This window comes from Pseudomonas sp. W15Feb34 (genome assembly GCF_023127765.1).
Lineage (GTDB): Bacteria > Pseudomonadota > Gammaproteobacteria > Pseudomonadales > Pseudomonadaceae > Aquipseudomonas > Aquipseudomonas synxantha_A.
Window position 1 is genome coordinate 111,266 of record NZ_SPKN01000033.1, and the last position, 17,240, is coordinate 128,505.

Sequence of the window (17,240 nt, forward strand, 5' to 3'; positions counted from 1 at the left end):
GGCGAGCATGAAGATTGCTCATGATCGAGAGCGGCAATTATCGGGATTTTAACCGGCGCAGGCTAATGCAAGGGTGGCCTGGATGGTTTTCTTGCGGGTGATGAGCAGGTGGGCAGGGCCGTGGGCGAGTTGCTCGGCCAAGGCCAATGCGGCACTTTCGGCGATGCCGTAACAGCCGGTATGGCTAAATGCTACGTCTGATTTGTGGCTCAGCCGATGTTCAAAGCCGGCCAGTTGTTCGGCGCTGAAACACTGCAAGGGCAGGCTCAATAATTGGGCCAGGGCCACCAACCCCGGCTCAGCCTGTTTGCGATCAATGCTCGCCAGCGCGGTAATGCGTTGGCGTTCAATGCCGCCTTCGGCGAGGGCGCTATCAAGGAGTTCCAGCAGGGTTCGGACATCACAACCCCGCTGGCAACCCAGGCCGACGACGAGGGTCATGCCGAGTAGTGTTCGTCGCGGTTACGGCGAAACAGCCAGGCACTGATCAGACCAAGGGCCAGCCAGAACGCCACATTGGTCAACTGCGATGCGATCTTGAACTGGGCTTCGAGGGCCTCCGGGGCCAGCATGGAGTGGACTTCCGGCTGCGGAGCGCCAATCACGTGGGGTACGGCGACGATCGCCACGCCCAGCACTTTGAGCAACCAGCCGCGACCGAACACCAGCAAAGCAATGCCGGCAGCGGTAGACGCGGCAGTGCCGATCCACCAGATCTGCCGTTGCGCCAGATCAGCGGCGGCGGTGCCCGGCAGTTCAGGCGGCAGGCCCAAGGTCGGCGCAAGTACGAATGTCGCGTAACCGGCCAGGCCCCACAGTAGCCCTTGAGCTGTACGGGTTGGTGCGCGCAGGGTGTACAGGCCGGCCAGCATCAGCGCAAACCCGACCGCAACGACCAGGTTGCCACCGGTGGTCGACAGCACGCGCTGCCAGCCATCTTCCGGCTCCCAGGCTTCGGCGTCGTGGGTGTGGGCAGCGGTGCCAGCAGCATGTTCATGGGGGACTTCGGCAACAGCTGGAGCCTTTTCAAAGGTCTCCGCCTGCAAAATCAACGGCGCGACCCACAAGCTTTGCAGCAGGGTCAGCAGCAGGGCGGCCAATAAGCCGGTGAACCCTGCGGTTTGGGCAATACGCTTGATCATGTCGGCAGGTCTCAGTGGCACGGGAACGCGGCGCTGTGGCGGGTATCGTGGGCCGCGTTGTGCACGGCTTCGATATGGGAGAAACCGGCGAAATACACCAGGCACGCACCAAGGATTGACGCACCGATGGCGGCGGTCAGGCGTTGGCTCAAGGTGGCAGTGCTGCTGGCGGAGTGCGAAGTGCTGCTGATGATCGACATGGCGCGTCCCTTTCAGGTATCAGGGTGAAACGAGCGCATGAAAACCCCGCGAGCCAGGCACGCAGGGTTCTGAACAGCGCCCGCCCACCGCGGGTTTGTTATCTGATATTTTCGGGCCGGTCTCCGGGCTTGCGAGGGGCGGCTCTTGATAGAGTCCATCCTGACAAGCGTCTCCTTCCCATGCACAGCACAGTGGATTTGACGCTTCGCTCGCTTACCGTTGCGGGGGCAGCACCGGACTGGCCATAAGTCTATGACGCACCGGTTTCCCGTTTCACCCTGTGAGGGGCACCCGAAACAAGATGTGTAGGAGAGCATGACGCAGTGATGTGCGTCAAACTGATACGTAGTGACGAACGCAGCTTGCCTGTCGAAACCTTGCCATCTTGTATCAAGCACCGCCGACTGTGTTGTATCTGACCGAACTAATCAGGTGAGTCGGTAATCCAGCAAAATCGCAAAGTGCTCTCCCATATAAGTTGGCTTTGTTAACATGTGCTCGATGTTTTCAATATCAAATCTCCCATCTTCCGCGCCGGGCCGGCCATGGTCACCAATTCCGATATCTAACTCACGAAGTACCCGAGGGTTCTGCAGGAGTATTTTGGCATAGAGGGTTGCCTCGGCGGAAAAAGCTCTGGTGGTTGGTATTTGACCTGCCGCTTCTTTCAATTCGTTAAAGTTTACAAATCGGTCGTTTTCGCCTGCGGCGTACTCACGAAAGTGCTTTTTTATCCCATTTATCAGATCGTCTTGGAAGCAGTGGAGTAGGGGGCCACGTTTGCTGATCCCTTGTTCCACAAGGCTGCTCATAAGCGGCTCTGATCGTTTGAATCGCGGTAAGTTGCCGCGAGCGTTCAGGGCTGCGGGAGGGTTGTCCTGAGAATCCAGCGGCGCACGCCCAACAGCGTCAGCACTGACGGGCTGTTTGTTATTGATTGCACCCGTATTGTTAAAAAGAGCGAGGGGGGTGGGCGCGTTAGAAGTCGATATCAGCATGATTCATTCCTGAAGCCAATGGATTAAAATTCGCCACATTTCAAAAACACTCCGCTAATTGCGAAATGGCAGGAGTCTCTGTATGAAATGAGCACTGCTGCGTGGTGTCGGACTGCGCGACCGTTCCGTATTGAATATGACATCATATTGCAGGGCGCTTTTGCGGGATCGGCGCAAGCCTTACAAAGACTGAGTTGGTCAAGGCACAGGCTGGGTAAGTTTATGCTTTAGGCGGCGCGACATTGACCCGCTCCGTTGCACTGCGTAGCCTTGCACCCTCGAGGTTCTTCGGCCCAGGTCGAAGCTAAGAAGGGAACGCGGTTCAAGCCGCGGCTGCCCCCGCAACTGTGAAGGGTTCAGTTGACTGCCACGCCACTGCCGAGACGGCGGGAAGGCGCAGTCAGCGTTGGTCACAAGACCTGCACGCCCCAAGCCAGGAGACCTGCCTCGTCACCGATTTTCCAATTCAACCGGGCGGGGTGATCCGGTGACGAAATCCGCTGCTGCGCGCGCCGCAGGGCCTGTCGTCCCGTATGCCCGCCCCAAAGGGCATCCGATGAAAACACTGGCCAAACTCCCCGTCACCATCGTTACCGGCTTCCTCGGCTCGGGCAAGACCACGTTGCTGCGCCACATGCTCGATAACGCCCAGGGCCGTCGCATAGCCGTGATCGTCAACGAGTTCGGCGAACTGGGCATTGACGGCGAAATCCTCAAGCAATGCTCCATCGGGTGTACCGAAGAAGAAGCCAACGGCCGCGTGTACGAACTGGCCAACGGCTGCCTGTGCTGCACCGTGCAGGAAGAGTTCTTCCCGGTGATGCGCGAACTGGTCGCCCGTCGTGGTGACCTTGACCATATCCTGATCGAAACCTCGGGGCTGGCCTTGCCAAAACCCTTGGTGCAAGCGTTCCAGTGGCCGGAAATCCGCAGCGCCTGCACGGTTGACGCGGTGATCACCGTGGTCGACAGCCCGGCCGTGGCCGCCGGCACTTTCGCTGCGTTCCCGGATCAAGTCGACGCCCAGCGCAAACTGGACCCGAACCTGGACCACGAGTCGCCTTTGCACGAGCTGTTCGCCGACCAACTGGCCAGCGCCGACCTGGTGATCCTCAACAAAGCCGACCTGATCAGCACCGAAGACCTGGCCCGCGTGCGCCTGGAAGTGGCCGAGGAGCTGCCGCCGGCGGTTAAGATCATCGAAGCCAGCAGCGGTCGCCTGCCATTGGACGTGCTGATCGGCCTGGGTGCCGGCTCCGAAGAGCATATCGACGCTCGCCACAGCCATCACGATCATCACCATGAAGGCGAAGACGACCACGATCACGATGCTTTCGACTCCATCTCCATCGACCTGCCTCAAGCCGACGAAGCACTGTTGCTGGACGCCCTGACCCAATTGGTGGTGCAACACGGCATTTTGCGCGTCAAAGGCTTTGCTGCTATCCCGAACAAGCCGATGCGCCTGCTGATCCAGGGCGTGGGCACACGCTTTGACAAGCACTTCGACCGTGCCTGGGGTGCCGATGAAGCGCGTATCACGCGCCTGGTGCTGATCGGTCAGGAGCTGGACGCCGCTGGCCTTGAAGCGCAATTGCGCGCTGCCCTCAGCGTTTAACCATGCACCTGCTCAGGACCCAACCCGGTGGTTTCGTCGCGGACGACAATATTGCTGACCTTGGCCAAACCCCCGCCGAGCTGGTGATCCTGTGCAGCGGTGACTCCAGCCTGGCGCTGCTGGCCGAAGCCGCCCAGCAGTTGCCCGAGGATTACCCCAGCCTGCGCCTGGCCAACCCGATGCAGGTGCAGAACCACGCCTCGGTCGACCTGTACGTCGATGAGGTGTTGCGTCACGCCAAGGTCATCCTGATTTCCTTGCATGGCGGCATTGGTTATTGGCGCTACGGCATCGAGCGCCTGGTGGAGTTGGCCGAGCGTGGCGTCACGTTGATCCTGGTGCCGGGGGATGATCGTCCAGACCCGGAACTCAGCGGCCTGAGCACCGTCGCTGCTGAACAGCGCGAGCGTCTGTGGCACTTTTTGCGCCAGGGTGGCCTGGGCAATGCATTGGACTTTTATCACTACCTGGCCAGCGCCCATCTGGGCCGCGACTATGCCTGGGCCGAGCCACAAACCTTGCCGCGTACGGCGATCTATCACCCGCACAAAGCCAATGCCCGCCTCAATGACTGGCAGGCGGATTGGCGCGCCGACTTCCCCGTGGCCGCGGTGCTGTTCTACCGCTCCCACTTGCAGGCGGCTAATACCGGGTTTATCGATGTGTTCTGCCAGCGCTTGCAGGCAGCGGGCCTGAACCCGTTGCCCATCGCAGTGGCCAGTTTGAAAGAGCCCGGTTGCCTCACGGTGGTCGAGGACCTGTTGGACGACGTGCAAGTCGCGGTGATCCTCAACACCACAGGCTTTGCCCAATCCAGCCCCGAAGCGCCGCATCTGCGACCGTTTCGGCGCAACGTCCCGGTGATCCAGGCGATCTGCGCCCAGGATAACCAGCCCGGCTGGGAGGCCAACGAACAGGGGCTCGGCCCCCGCGACCTGGCCATGCATATTGCCTTGCCCGAGCTGGATGGGCGCATCATCAGCCGGCCGATCAGCTTCAAGGACCTGGCCTGGCGCAGCGAGCGCAGCCAGTCTGACGTGGTGTGCTACCGCGCAGCGCCCGAGCGCATGGATTTTGTCGCTGAACTGGCGCGGCGTTGGGTTGACTTGGCCCGGGTGCCGAATGCCGACAAACGCATCGCCCTGATCCTCGCCAACTACCCGACCCGTGACGGTCGCATCGGTAACGGTGTGGGCCTGGACACGCCAGCAGCGGCGCTGAATATCCTGCGGGCCTTGCAGGTTGAAGGCTATCCGGTGGCGCCGGCGCTTGCGGACAGCGGCACCGCACTGATCCACGAGCTGCTCGGCGGTGTCACCAACGACCTCGACAGCCTCGACCAGCGCCCGTGCCATCAAAGCCTGGGCCTGGCCGAGTACCAGGCGTTGTTCGATCGACTGCCCGAGTCCAATCGCCAGGCCGTGCTGCAACGTTGGGGTGCTCCACAAAACGATCCAATGTTCCGCGACGGCCGCATGATGATCGCCGGCCTGCGCCTGGGCCTGACCTTCGTCGGCATCCAGCCTGCCCGGGGTTACCAGGTGGACGCGAGTGCCGTGTACCACGACCCGGACCTGGTGCCGCCCCATGGGTACCTGGCGTTCTATTTCTGGCTGCGTCACACCTACGGCGCACACGGCGTGATTCATGTGGGCAAGCACGGCAACCTGGAGTGGTTGCCGGGCAAGGGCGTGGGCCTGTCGGAAAACTGCTGGCCGGATGCATTGCTGGGGCCGCTGCCGAACATCTACCCGTTTATCGTCAACGACCCGGGCGAGGGTGCCCAGGCCAAGCGGCGTACCCAGGCCGTGATCATCGACCATCTGATGCCACCGTTGACCCGTGCCGAAACCTACGGCCCGTTGCGTAACCTTGAGTTGTTGGCCGACGAGTATTACGAGGCGCAATTGCTCGACCCGCGCCGCGCCCTTGAGTTGCAAAAAGACATTCTCAAGCTGGTGCGCGAAACCCGCATCGACCAGGAGCTGGAGCTGGACAGCGAGACTGACGCCGACATCTGGTTGCCGCGCCTGGACACCTACCTGTGCGATTTGAAGGAGTCGCAGATCCGCGACGGCCTGCATGTCTTTGGCGAGTCGCCCGAGGGCCGCTTGCGCATCGACACCTTGCTGGCGTTGCTGCGCATTCCGCGTGGCGATGGCCGTGGCCCACAATCGAGCCTGTTGCGGGTGCTGGCCAAGGCCTTCGAACTGGGCTTCGATCCGCTCGATTGCGCCTTGGCCGAACCATGGACGGGGCGGCGCCCCCAGGTACTGCAAAAGATCGACGGGCAGTTGTGGCGCACCGCCGGCGATACCCGCGAACGCCTGGAGCTTTACGCAACGCGCTTGATCGAGCAGGCGCTGGAAGGCCCTGTCGAGCAGTTGGAAGAGCCTGGCTGGGAGGATGTCAAGTCGGTCGTCGAAAGCCTGCGCATCGTGGTGGCACCGCGCCTGGACGCCTGCGGCCCGGCGGAAATGCGCGGCCTGCTCGATGCTTTGAGCGGGCGCTTCGTCCCGGCAGGGCCCAGCGGTGCGCCCAGTCGCGGACGCCTGGATGTGCTGCCGACCGGGCGTAACTTCTTTACCGTGGACGTACGCAACCTGCCAACCACCACAGCCTGGCGCATCGGTTTCCAATCGGCCAACCTGATTCTGGAACGCCATCTACAGGATCACGGCGACCATTTGCGCCAACTCGGCCTGTCGGTATGGGGCACGGCCACCATGCGCACCGGCGGTGATGATATCGCCCAGGCCATGGCGCTGATGGGCGTGCGCCCGGTATGGGCCACCGGCAGCCAGCGGGTCGACGATTTTGAAATCCTGCCGATCAGCCTGCTGGATCGCCCGCGTGTCGACGTGACCCTGCGCGTATCCGGCTTCTTCCGCGATGCCTTCGCCAACCTGATCCGCCTGTTCGACGCAGCGGTGCAGGCGGTGGCGGCCCTGGATGAACCGGACGACATGAACCCGTTGGCCGCCAAGGTGCGCAGCGAGCGCCAGGCGCTGGTTGAGTCGGGCCTGAATGCAGAGGCTGCGGCCAAGCAGGCCGGCTGGCGCATCTTCGGTGCCAAACCGGGCGCCTATGGCGCGGGCGTGCAGGGCGCGGTTGACGGGCGTCTGTGGCAGAGCCGCGAGGACTTGGCCGAGGTCTACCTCAACTGGGGTGGCTATGCCTACGGGGGCTCCGATGAAGGCACCGCCGCCCGCGAGCAGTTTGCCCAGCGCCTGAGCCAAGTGCAGGCGGTGTTGCAGAACCAGGACAACCGCGAGCACGACTTGCTCGATTCCAATGATTACTACCAATTCCAGGGCGGTATGCTCGCCGCCGTGGAAACCCTCAGCGGTGACAAGGCCGCCAGTTATCATGGCGACCACAGTCAGCCGGACTTGCCCAGAATCCGCACCTTGAAGGAAGAGCTGAACCGGGTGATCCGCGCCCGCGCCGCCAACCCCAAGTGGATCGAAGGCGTGAAACGCCATGGCTATAAAGGCGCGTTTGAAATGGCCGCGACCGTGGACAACCTGTTCGCTTTCGACGCCACCACCGCGTTGATCGACGACCATCAATATGCACTGCTCGCCGATGCCTACCTGCTGGACCCTGACACCCGGGCGTTTGTGCAGCAGCACAACCCCGATGCCCTGCGCGACATGACCGAGCGTATGCTCGAAGCCCAGCAGCGGGGCATGTGGCAGGCGCCGGGGGCTTATCGCGAAGCACTGGAAAACCTCTTGCTGGATATAGAAGAAGACAGCTGATGACCGAGATTCCCCATTTTCCGCTGTCCGCCGTGGTCGGTGCTGACGACCTGAAACTGGCGCTGTGCCTGACCGCCATCGACCCCCGCATCGGCGGCGTGCTGATCGAAGGCCCGCGAGGCATGGCCAAGTCGACCCTGGCCCGTGGGCTGGCGGACCTCCTCGCCAGTGGCCAGTTCGTGACTTTGCCCCTGGGCGCGACCGAGGAACGCCTGGTCGGCACGTTGGACCTGGAAGCCGCACTGGGCGAAGGCCGTGCACAATTTTCCCCTGGCGTGTTGGCCAAGGCTGACGGCGGCGTGCTGTATGTGGATGAAGTCAACCTGCTGGCCGACCATTTGGTGGACCTGCTGTTGGACGTGGCCGCCAGCGGCACCAACCTGATCGAGCGCGACGGTATTTCCCATCGGCATTCGGCGCGCTTTGTGCTGATCGGCACCATGAACCCGGAGGAGGGGGAGTTGCGCCCGCAGTTGCTCGACCGCTTTGGTTTCAATGTGGCGCTGAGCGGGCAGACCTTGCCCGCCGAACGTGGGCAGATCATTCGTCGTCGTCTGGATTTCGACAGTGATCCGGCGGCCTTCTGCGCGCAGTGGGCCGCGCCGCAAGCCGAGTTGCGCGAACGCTGCACGCAGGCGCGGGCGCGACTCGACAGCATCGACCTGGACGATCACGCGTTGGCGCAGATTACCGAACGCTGCTTTGCCGCAGGCGTGGACGGTATGCGCGCCGACCTGGTCTGGCTGCGTGGTGCCCGGGCCCATGCGGCGTGGCGAGGCGCGTCAGCCATTGCCGAGCAAGACATCGAAGCGGTGGCCGAGTTTGCCTTGCGCCATCGCCGTCAGCAGCAAACGCCCGCGGCCGCACCGCCGAATCAAGGGCAGTCGTCGAAACCGTCTGAAAGCTCGCCCGGCCAAGGCCAATGGGGCGATATGCCTGCGCCGGCCTTGCCCACGGGCGCCCGCCGCGATGTGCCGGCCTGGCCAAAAAAGCCCTAGGCATTCGCCCCCGACCTGACGCGGGGGCGGATGCCCGGCCCCAGGCGGGGCGACTGGACAACGGCAGGCAGGGCAAGGCGCGCAGCGCACAGAAAGGCAGGATCAATTGGCCGGGTACGTTGCTCGGTGGACGGCCACAATGCCGTGATGATCTGCTGTTCCACCTGCGTAGCCGTTCGGCGCCGGAACTGTGGTTGGTAATCGTCGATGCCTCGGCGTCCACCCGGCGCCATCGGGCGTTGACCGATGCCAAGGGTTTGTTGGCTCAGCTGTTCGACGACGCTTATCGGCAACGGGCGCGCATGGCGCTGTTGACGGCCAGCGGATCAGCGCCGAAGTGGCAGGTGCAGGGCTTGAAGGCGGCAAAGGGATTGACGGGTTGGCTGGAGCAGTTAGGCGCCGGTGGCGGTACGCCATTGCTCGCCGCCTTGAGCGAGGCCGGGCAGTGGCTCAAAGCGCGGCGCAAGCGTTACCCGGCGCAGCAACAGCGATTGCTGGTGATCACTGATGGTCGGCTCAAAGCCATTGATGGGTTGCCGCCGTTGGAGTGTCCGGGGTTACTGGTAGACATTGAGCGCGGGCCGATCAGGTTGGGACGGGCTCAGGAGTTGGCGATGGGGTTGCAGTTGGATTATCAGCATATCGATGATGTGTAGTGCCTGGGCAATCGCCATCGGGAGCAAGCCCCCTCCCACATTTTTCAGTGCGCCGCACTACCTTGTGGAAGGGGGCTTGCCCTCGATGGCTGCCTTGAGTACACCGAGGATTTATCAGCCTGCCCCCGGCACATTCGGCCAAAGATCCGCCACCAGAAACAACCGCTCCGCTTCCTCCCAGTCCTCACCGTTCTGCACCATCCGAACCAGTAACTGCGCCGGTGCCATCGGATCCAGGTCCTTCAGCCAGCTTTGCATCTGCGCTTCACTCCACACTTGATCCGCCGTGTAATGCGCAGGTGCCAACCAGGCGTGGCGGGGCAGGGGGTGCCAGTGGCCGGGTGGGCGGGTGCTGACAAAATCCGACCAGTCACGCTGATGCAACCAGCAACCACGCAGATGCTGCGGGTGGGCGCCGATTGGGGGTTGCGCCGTGCCAGGCCAGGGATAGAGCAGATAACCGCCCAGCCACAAATGCGCATCGAACACCTGGATATCCAGCGCCGCCAAGGCGTCGCGGCTCTCGGCCCGCGCAGAAATCGGCAGTTGATGTTCGGCCAGGTGCGCCAGCTTGCGGTCCAGCCGGTCATGGCAGCCCGGCCCGAGCCATAGCGCGGTGTCCTGGCCATTGCCGTCCTGTGGGCCAAGATAGAGTTTGATCGCCAGTTCCAGATGGTGCACGCCATCGCGGTCGCGTAACAGCATGTCCAGTTCGCCCAGGGTATGCCCGGCGCGGCGGATCGGCAGGTTGGCGGCCAGCAATTCCACACCCGGCGCGTGCTGCACGGCAAACTGCCACAGGCGCTCGTAATAGAGGCCCAGGCGCCGTGTGCGCGACAGGCTGAGCCACTGCTGCAGGGCGCTGCTGTCCTGATCAAGCGCACGCAGCCAATGCTCAAGCCGGTGTGGCGCCTGCGCCCAGTCACTGCCGGCCAGCGGGTGGCGCTGCGGCCACGGCGTTTGCGCCAGCATGGGCGGGGCGAGGATCACCCACGCCAGGTCGCGCACCTCGGGGTGGCGCAATTGGCGGGGCAAGTTGTGCAAGTCAGGGAACACGGTCATGGTCCGAGCATAGCCTTTTCAGCCGGGTGAAGGTGCCTGAGAACCATTGTCATCAAGGCGCGGCGGCGACAAAGGATTTTGCCTGACGCGGCCTTTCGCCCATAATCGTTCTTTTTTGCCGCACCCCAAATCCCGCAGGAGCCCCATGGAGCAATTTCGCAATATCGGCATTATCGGTCGCCTGGGCAGTACCCAGGTGTTGGACACCGTCCGCCGGCTGAAGAAGTTTCTGCTCGAGCGCCACCTGCATGTGATCCTCGAAGACACCATCGCCGAAATCCTCCCGGGCCACGGCCTGCAGACCTCGTCGCGCAAGATGCTCGGCGAGGTCTGCGACATGGTCATCGTGGTCGGCGGCGATGGCAGCCTGCTCGGCGCCGCCCGGGCGCTGGCGCGGCATAACGTGCCGGTGCTGGGGATCAACCGCGGCAGCCTGGGGTTTCTGACCGACATCCGCCCCGATGAGCTGGAAGTCGAAGTGGCCAAGGTGCTCGACGGCCATTACCTGGTGGAAAACCGCTTCCTGCTGCAAGCCGAAGTGCGCCGCCATGGCGAGGCGATCGGCCAGGGCGATGCCCTCAACGATGTGGTGCTGCACCCGGGCAAATCCACGCGGATGATCGAGTTCGAGCTGTATATCGACGGCCAGTTCGTGTGCAGCCAGAAGGCCGACGGCCTGATTGTCGCCACGCCTACCGGCTCCACCGCGTATGCGCTATCGGCCGGTGGCCCGATCATGCACCCTAAGCTTGATGCCATTGTGATCGTGCCGATGTACCCCCATATGTTGTCCAGCAGACCGATTGTGGTCGATGGCAACAGCGAGCTGAAAATCGTGGTGTCCAAAGACATGCAGATCTACCCGCAAGTCTCCTGCGACGGGCAGAACCATTTCACCTGCGCCCCCGGTGACACCATCACCGTGAGCAAGAAGGCACAGAAGTTGCGCTTGATCCACCCGCTGGATCACAACTACTACGAAGTGTGCCGTACCAAGTTGGGCTGGGGCAGCCGCTTGGGGGGTGGGGGCGACTGATGCTCGATCCCGCGCGTAGCTACGACCTGATTGGTGACGTGCACGGTTGCGCTCATACCCTTGAGCACTTGCTCGACCAATTGGGTTACCACAAGCAGGGCGGCACCTGGCGCCATCCGTCGCGCATGGCGGTGTTCCTGGGCGATATCATCGACCGTGGCCCACGCATCCGCGAGGCGCTGCATATCGTCCATGATATGACCGAGGCCGGCCAGGCGCTGTGCATCATGGGCAACCATGAGTTCAATGCGCTGGGCTGGACCACCCCGGCACCACCCGGCAGCGGCAGGCAGTTCGTGCGCGAGCACAACCCACGTCATGCGCGGTTGATCCAAGAGACCCTGACCCAGTTCGAGCACCACCCGGCCGACTGGCACGACTTCCTCGGCTGGTTCTACGACATGCCGCTGTTTGTCGATGCCGGGCGTTTTCGCGTGGTGCACGCGTGCTGGGATGAAGGCTTCATCCAGCCATTGCGCGCCACCTTCCCGGATGGCTGCATCGACCAGCACTTCCTGCAAGCCGCCGCCGTACCGGGCAGCTTCGCCTGCAACGCCTTCGATCGGCTGTTGCGCGGCACCGATATGCGCCTGCCCGACGGCCTGACCCTGACCGGCGGCGATGGCTTGACGCGGTCGTTCTTCCGCACCAAGTTCTGGGAAGATGACCCCAAGACCTACGGTGACATCGTGTTCCAGCCCGACGCTTTGCCAGAGCCGGTGGCGCGCACGCCGTTGTCGTCCACCGAAAAGAATTCCCTGCTGCGCTACGGCGTCGACGAGCCGTTGTTGTTCGTCGGCCATTACTGGCGCAGTGGCAAACCGGCGCCGATCCGCCCGAACCTGGCCTGCCTGGACTACAGCGCGGTGCTGTACGGCAAGCTGGTGGCGTATCGACTCGACCAGGAAACCCAACTGGATCCGCGTAAATTTGTATGGGTCGACGTTGAGCGACCCGAGGCCATTCCATGAGTACCGTAGCCGTATTGCGCTTGCCCCTGAGTGTCGACCTGGGTGGTTTCGTCAAGTTGCTGCAACGCATGCAAGTGCCCCATCGCGTCAGTGAAGAGGCGGGTGAGCAAGTGTTGTGGGTGCCTGAAACCATCAGCGATGACGTGCGCGTGTTGTATCAACGCTTTCCTGCCGGCGACCCGGACCAGCAGTTGGATATTCCTGAACAGGCGCCAGTTGCACGGCCAGGTTTCGTCCAGCAGCTGCGTCATAGCCCTGTCACGGCGCTGGTGCTGTTGGCCAGCCTGATTGTCGGCGCCGTGACCCTGCTTGGTGAAAACCTGCAAGCCATGGCCTGGCTGACGTTCCTGCCGTTCCGGGTGCTGGGCGAGTACATCCAGTTCACGCCTTTGGCCGACACGCTCGCTTCAGGGCAGTGGTGGCGATTGGTCACGCCGATGCTGATCCACTTCGGCATCCTGCACCTGGCCATGAACGGCATGTGGTACTGGGAGTTGGGCCGGCGCATCGAAGCGCGCCAGGGCAGTATCAACCTGCTGGGGTTGACCCTGTTGTTCAGCCTGGTCTCCAACTACGCGCAATACGCTTATGGCGGCCCTGGCCTGTTCGGTGGCTTGTCCGGTGTGTTGTATGGCCTGCTCGGGCATTGCTGGATCTTTCAACTATTGTCACCCAACCCAGCCTATCGCCTGCCCCGTGGGGTGCTGGTGATGATGCTGGTGTGGCTGCTGCTCTGCCTGTCGGGGCTGGTCTCGATGATCGGCTTCGGCCAAATCGCCAACGCGGCCCATGTCGGCGGCCTGGTTATCGGTTGCCTCACCGGTTTGCTCGGCGGGCTGTACAACCGTCGCAAATCGTCTATTTGATAAGGAAGAGCCGAATGTCCTCTTTTGCTGAAATGATCGAAAACATCACCCCCGATATCTACGAAAGCCTCAAGCTCGCCGTGGAAATCGGCAAATGGTCCGATGGCCGCAAGCTCACCGCCGAACAGCGCGAATTGTCCCTGCAAGCGATGATCGCCTGGGAGATCCAGAACCTGCCCGAAGAGCAGCGTACCGGCTATATGGGCCCGCAGGAATGCGCGTCCAAGTCGGAGCCGGTGGCGAACATCCTGTTCAAGTCGGATGCGATCCATTGATTGAAATTGGTCGCGGTGCAGTCAGCAAAATGTCGGCGCAACTTGGTGAGCCGACTGTTCAATATGCGTTTCGCCTGGGCGATGTCGAGGTGCCGGTCAATCCGATGATCGGCACCCATGTGCGCCTGGAGTACCTGGGTGCCATTCATTGCAGCCATTGCGGGCGCAAGACCAAGACCAGCTTCAGTCAAGGGTATTGCTACCCGTGCATGACCAAGCTGGCCCAGTGTGACCTGTGCATCATGAGCCCCGAGCGTTGCCATTACGACGCCGGCACCTGCCGTGATCCGGGCTGGGGCGAAAAATTCTGCATGACCGACCATGTGGTGTACCTGGCCAATTCGTCGGGGGTCAAGGTCGGCATCACGCGTGCCACCCAGCTGCCCACCCGCTGGCTGGACCAGGGTGCCAGCCAGGCATTGCCGATCATGCGCGTGTCGACTCGCCAGCAGTCCGGCTTCGTCGAAGACCTGTTCCGCAGCCAGGTGGCCGACAAGACCAACTGGCGCGCCTTGCTCAAGGGCGACGCGCAATCGGTGGACCTCAAGCAGGTGCGCGATGAGCTGTTCGCCTCCTGCGCCGAAGGCTTGCTGGGTTTGCAGGAACGCTTTGGCCTGCAAGCCATCCAAACCATTGCCGACATCGAGCCGATTGAAATCCGCTACCCGGTCGAGCAGTATCCGACCAAGATCGTCAGCTTCAACCTGGACAAGAACCCGATTGCCGAAGGCACGCTGCTGGGGATCAAGGGCCAATACCTGATCTTCGATACCGGCGTCATCAATATTCGTAAATACACGGCCTACCAGCTCGCCGTGCATCAGTAGAAGGATCCCGAGCATGCGCACCGAACAACCGAAGATGATTTACCTTAAGGACTATCAGGCGCCGGACTACCTGATCGACGAGACGCACCTGACCTTCGAGTTGTTCGAGGACCACAGCCTGGTCCACGCGCAGCTGGTGATGCGCCGCAACCCCGAGCGCGGCGCCGGTTTGCCGCCCTTGGTACTCGACGGCCAGCAACTTGAACTGTTGAGCGTCAACCTGGCCGACCAGCCGCTGACGGACGCTGACTACCAGTTGAGCGACAGCCACCTGACCGTGCAGCCAAAGAGTGAGACCTTCACCCTCGACACCACGGTCAAGATCCATCCGGAAACCAACACTGCCCTGGAAGGTTTGTACAAATCCAGCGGTATGTTCTGCACCCAGTGCGAGGCCGAGGGCTTTCGCAAGATCACTTACTACCTCGACCGCCCGGACGTAATGAGCGTGTTCACCACCACGGTGATCGCCGAGCAGCACAGTTACCCGGTGCTGTTGTCCAACGGCAATCCGATTGCCAGTGGCCCTGGCGAAGACGGCCGGCACTGGGCGACCTGGGAAGATCCGTTCAAGAAGCCGGCGTACCTGTTTGCGCTGGTGGCCGGTGACCTGTGGTGCGTCGAAGACAGCTTCACCACCATGACCCATCGCGAAGTCGCGTTGCGCATCTACGTCGAGCCGGAAAACATCGACAAGTGCCAGCACGCCATGACCAGCCTGAAGAAATCCATGCGCTGGGACGAAGAAACCTACGGCCGCGAGTACGACCTGGATATCTTCATGATCGTGGCGGTCAACGATTTCAACATGGGCGCCATGGAGAACAAGGGCCTCAATATCTTCAACTCCAGCGCCGTGCTGGCCCGCGCCGAAACCGCTACCGACGCCGCCCACCAGCGCGTCGAAGCCATCGTCGCCCACGAATACTTCCACAACTGGTCGGGCAACCGCGTGACCTGCCGCGACTGGTTCCAGTTGTCGCTCAAGGAAGGCTTCACCGTGTTCCGTGATTCGGGCTTCTCCGCCGACATGAACTCGGCCACGGTCAAGCGCATTCAGGATGTGGCCTATCTGCGTACGCACCAGTTCGCCGAAGACGCTGGCCCTATGGCCCACGCGGTGCGCCCGGACAGCTTTATCGAGATCTCCAACTTCTACACCCTGACCGTTTACGAAAAGGGCTCGGAAGTAGTCGGCATGATCCACACCTTGCTCGGCGCCGAAGGCTTCCGCAAAGGCAGTGACCTGTACTTCGAACGCCATGACGGTCAGGCCGTGACCTGCGACGACTTTATCAAGGCCATGGAAGACGCCAATGGCGCCGACCTCAGCCAGTTCAAACGCTGGTACAGCCAGGCGGGTACGCCACGGTTGGCGGTGAGCGAGTCCTACGACGCGGCGGCCAGGACCTACAGCCTGACCTTCCGCCAGAGCTGCCCGCCAACACCGGACAAGGTCGAAAAACTGCCGTTCGTGATCCCGGTGGAATTGGGCCTGCTGGACGGGCAGGGCGCCGCAATCAACTTGCGCCTGGCCGGTGAGGCTACAGCTGCAGGCACCTCACGAGTGATCTCGGTGACTGAAGCCGAGCAGACGTTCACCTTCGTCGATGTCGCTGAAAAGCCGTTGCCTTCGCTGTTGCGTGGGTTTTCGGCGCCGGTGAAATTGAGCTTCCCGTATAACCGCGATCAGTTGATGTTCCTGATGCAGCACGACAGCGACGGCTTCAACCGCTGGGATGCCGGCCAGCAGCTGTCGGTGCAGGTGTTGCAGGAACTGATCGCCCAGCATCAGGCAGGCCAGCCGCTTAAGCTGGACCAGCGCCTGATCGATGCGCTGCGCACGGTATTGAGCGACGAAAGTCTCGACCAGGCCATGGTCGCGGAAATGCTCTCGCTGCCAAGTGAAGCCTACCTGACGGAAATCAGCGAAGTGGCGGATGTGGATGAGATCCACGCGGCCCGTGAATATGCCCGCAAGCAACTGGCCCAGAACCTGTTCGAAGGCTTGTGGCTGCGCTACCAGGCCAATCGTGAGCTGTCCAAGCAAACGCCGTACGTGGCAGAGGCCGAGCACTTTGCCCGCCGTGCCCTGCAGAACATTGCGTTGTCGTACCTGATGCTCAGCGGCAAGCCAGAAGTATTGGCGGCCACCCTGGATCAGTTCGACACCAGCGATAACATGACCGAACGCCTGACGGCCCTTGCGGTGCTGGTGAACTCGCCGTTCGAAGCGGAAAAGGCCCAGGCGCTGGCGGTGTTTGCCGAGAACTTCAAGGACAACCCGTTGGTAATGGACCAGTGGTTCAGTGTTCAGGCCGGCAGCACGTTGCCGGGCGGGCTGGCGCGGGTCAAGGCGTTGATGGGACACCCGGCGTTCACCATCAAGAACCCGAACAAGGTGCGCGCCTTGATCGGCGCATTCGCCGGCCAGAATCTGGTCAACTTCCATGCGGCGGATGGCTCGGGTTATCGCTTCCTGGCGGATCTGGTGATCGAGCTCAACACCTTGAACCCGCAGATCGCCTCGCGCCAACTGGCGCCGCTGACGCGCTGGCGCAAGTATGACAGCGCACGCCAGGCGCTGATGAAGGCGCAGCTGGAGCGCATTCTTGCGTGTGGCGAGCTGTCCAGCGATGTGTATGAGGTGGTCAGCAAGAGCCTGGCGTAACGTTTTCTGCCTGATGTTCCGGGGGCAAAATGTGGGAGCGGGCTTGCTCGCGAAGGCGGCCAGGCAGCCGACACAGTTATACCGAGTACATATCCATTGCTGCGGTAACGGCTGATATTGGTTCCGCTTTTACAGCGGGTCACTTTTGGAAAAGA

At 62.2% G+C, this 17,240-nt stretch carries 15 protein-coding genes and 2 riboswitches; of the genes, 10 read left to right on the plus strand and 5 right to left on the minus strand.

Annotated elements, in window-relative coordinates:
- Positions 1 to 48: 48 nt before the first annotated feature.
- The 4 genes from E4O97_RS16575 to E4O97_RS16590 form a co-directional block, all read right to left on the minus strand.
- Positions 49 to 441: a cobalamin biosynthesis protein gene (locus tag E4O97_RS16575; RefSeq protein WP_032875943.1), complete on the minus strand. Its 393-nt coding sequence runs from the start codon at positions 439 to 441 to the stop codon at positions 49 to 51.
- Positions 438 to 1,142 (minus strand): CbtA family protein, encoded by a 705-nt coding sequence (locus E4O97_RS16580; RefSeq protein ID WP_032875940.1) that lies wholly within the window; start codon positions 1,140 to 1,142, stop codon positions 438 to 440. The genes E4O97_RS16575 and E4O97_RS16580 overlap by 4 nt, the downstream gene beginning before the upstream one ends.
- An 11-nt stretch (positions 1,143 to 1,153) precedes the next feature.
- A complete protein-coding gene (locus tag E4O97_RS16585; protein WP_032875937.1) occupies positions 1,154 to 1,342 on the minus strand; it encodes a CbtB-domain containing protein in 189 nt (62 codons plus the stop codon).
- Between the two features lie 96 nt (positions 1,343 to 1,438).
- Positions 1,439 to 1,653: riboswitch (cobalamin riboswitch) on the minus strand.
- A 118-nt stretch (positions 1,654 to 1,771) separates the two neighbouring features.
- The gene (locus tag E4O97_RS16590; RefSeq protein ID WP_179119832.1) at positions 1,772 to 2,341 is read right to left on the minus strand and encodes a hypothetical protein; all 570 of its coding nucleotides are present in this window, start codon (positions 2,339 to 2,341) and stop codon (positions 1,772 to 1,774) included.
- Positions 2,342 to 2,605: 264 nt separating this feature from the next.
- A riboswitch (cobalamin riboswitch) is annotated at positions 2,606 to 2,806 on the plus strand.
- Between the two features lie 91 nt (positions 2,807 to 2,897).
- Here E4O97_RS16590 and cobW point away from each other — a divergent pair.
- The 4 genes from cobW to E4O97_RS16610 are packed head-to-tail and all read left to right on the plus strand — an operon-like array spanning position 2,898 to position 9,377.
- Positions 2,898 to 3,959, plus strand: coding sequence for a cobalamin biosynthesis protein CobW (cobW, locus tag E4O97_RS16595; protein ID WP_032875935.1), 1,062 nt, complete (start codon positions 2,898 to 2,900; stop codon positions 3,957 to 3,959).
- A gap of 2 nt (positions 3,960 to 3,961) precedes the next feature.
- The gene (cobN, locus tag E4O97_RS16600) at positions 3,962 to 7,723 is read left to right on the plus strand and encodes a cobaltochelatase subunit CobN (protein ID WP_248161770.1); all 3,762 of its coding nucleotides are present in this window, start codon (positions 3,962 to 3,964) and stop codon (positions 7,721 to 7,723) included.
- Positions 7,723 to 8,721 carry an AAA family ATPase gene (locus E4O97_RS16605; RefSeq protein WP_078821506.1) on the plus strand — a complete coding sequence of 333 codons (999 nt, stop codon included), beginning with the start codon at positions 7,723 to 7,725 and terminating at the stop codon, positions 8,719 to 8,721. The genes cobN and E4O97_RS16605 overlap by 1 nt, the downstream gene beginning before the upstream one ends.
- 53 nt (positions 8,722 to 8,774) lie before the next feature.
- The gene (locus tag E4O97_RS16610; RefSeq protein ID WP_032880973.1) at positions 8,775 to 9,377 is read left to right on the plus strand and encodes a VWA domain-containing protein; all 603 of its coding nucleotides are present in this window, start codon (positions 8,775 to 8,777) and stop codon (positions 9,375 to 9,377) included.
- A 114-nt stretch (positions 9,378 to 9,491) separates the two neighbouring features.
- Here E4O97_RS16610 and E4O97_RS16615 read toward each other — a convergent pair whose 3' ends face one another.
- A complete protein-coding gene (locus E4O97_RS16615) occupies positions 9,492 to 10,439 on the minus strand; it encodes a DUF1853 family protein (RefSeq protein WP_248161772.1) in 948 nt (315 codons plus the stop codon).
- A 145-nt stretch (positions 10,440 to 10,584) separates the two neighbouring features.
- Between E4O97_RS16615 and E4O97_RS16620 the strand changes: the two genes are divergently transcribed.
- The 6 genes from E4O97_RS16620 to pepN are packed head-to-tail and all read left to right on the plus strand — an operon-like array spanning position 10,585 to position 17,085.
- Positions 10,585 to 11,475: an NAD(+) kinase gene (locus E4O97_RS16620; protein ID WP_003217892.1), complete on the plus strand. Its 891-nt coding sequence runs from the start codon at positions 10,585 to 10,587 to the stop codon at positions 11,473 to 11,475.
- A complete protein-coding gene (locus tag E4O97_RS16625; protein WP_164699547.1) occupies positions 11,472 to 12,446 on the plus strand; it encodes a metallophosphoesterase in 975 nt (324 codons plus the stop codon). Before E4O97_RS16620 ends, E4O97_RS16625 begins: the two co-directional genes overlap by 4 nt.
- Positions 12,443 to 13,312, plus strand: a complete 870-nt coding sequence (locus tag E4O97_RS16630) for a rhomboid family intramembrane serine protease (protein ID WP_032875921.1) — start codon at positions 12,443 to 12,445, stop codon at positions 13,310 to 13,312. Before E4O97_RS16625 ends, E4O97_RS16630 begins: the two co-directional genes overlap by 4 nt.
- Positions 13,313 to 13,326: 14 nt before the next feature.
- The gene (locus E4O97_RS16635) at positions 13,327 to 13,587 is read left to right on the plus strand and encodes a DUF1315 family protein (RefSeq protein ID WP_005788688.1); all 261 of its coding nucleotides are present in this window, start codon (positions 13,327 to 13,329) and stop codon (positions 13,585 to 13,587) included.
- Entirely contained in the window at positions 13,584 to 14,414 is an 831-nt protein-coding gene (locus E4O97_RS16640) for a DUF2797 domain-containing protein (protein WP_005788687.1), read from the plus strand. The genes E4O97_RS16635 and E4O97_RS16640 overlap by 4 nt, the downstream gene beginning before the upstream one ends.
- 13 nt (positions 14,415 to 14,427) lie before the next feature.
- The gene (gene pepN / locus E4O97_RS16645; protein ID WP_248161774.1) at positions 14,428 to 17,085 is read left to right on the plus strand and encodes an aminopeptidase N; all 2,658 of its coding nucleotides are present in this window, start codon (positions 14,428 to 14,430) and stop codon (positions 17,083 to 17,085) included.
- Positions 17,086 to 17,240 lie beyond the last annotated feature (155 nt).

Coding starts and splice junctions, on each gene's coding strand:
- E4O97_RS16575 (WP_032875943.1), bottom strand. CDS start 441: ATGACCCTCGTCGTCGGCCTGGGTTGCCAGCGGGGTTGTGATGTCCGA.
- E4O97_RS16580 (WP_032875940.1), bottom strand. CDS start 1,142: ATGATCAAGCGTATTGCCCAAACCGCAGGGTTCACCGGCTTATTGGCC.
- E4O97_RS16585 (WP_032875937.1), bottom strand. CDS start 1,342: ATGTCGATCATCAGCAGCACTTCGCACTCCGCCAGCAGCACTGCCACC.
- E4O97_RS16590 (WP_179119832.1), bottom strand. CDS start 2,341: ATGCTGATATCGACTTCTAACGCGCCCACCCCCCTCGCTCTTTTTAAC.
- cobW (WP_032875935.1), top strand. CDS start 2,898: ATGAAAACACTGGCCAAACTCCCCGTCACCATCGTTACCGGCTTCCTC.
- cobN (WP_248161770.1), top strand. CDS start 3,962: ATGCACCTGCTCAGGACCCAACCCGGTGGTTTCGTCGCGGACGACAAT.
- E4O97_RS16605 (WP_078821506.1), top strand. CDS start 7,723: ATGACCGAGATTCCCCATTTTCCGCTGTCCGCCGTGGTCGGTGCTGAC.
- E4O97_RS16615 (WP_248161772.1), bottom strand. CDS start 10,439: ATGACCGTGTTCCCTGACTTGCACAACTTGCCCCGCCAATTGCGCCAC.
- E4O97_RS16620 (WP_003217892.1), top strand. CDS start 10,585: ATGGAGCAATTTCGCAATATCGGCATTATCGGTCGCCTGGGCAGTACC.
- E4O97_RS16630 (WP_032875921.1), top strand. CDS start 12,443: ATGAGTACCGTAGCCGTATTGCGCTTGCCCCTGAGTGTCGACCTGGGT.
- E4O97_RS16635 (WP_005788688.1), top strand. CDS start 13,327: ATGTCCTCTTTTGCTGAAATGATCGAAAACATCACCCCCGATATCTAC.
- pepN (WP_248161774.1), top strand. CDS start 14,428: ATGCGCACCGAACAACCGAAGATGATTTACCTTAAGGACTATCAGGCG.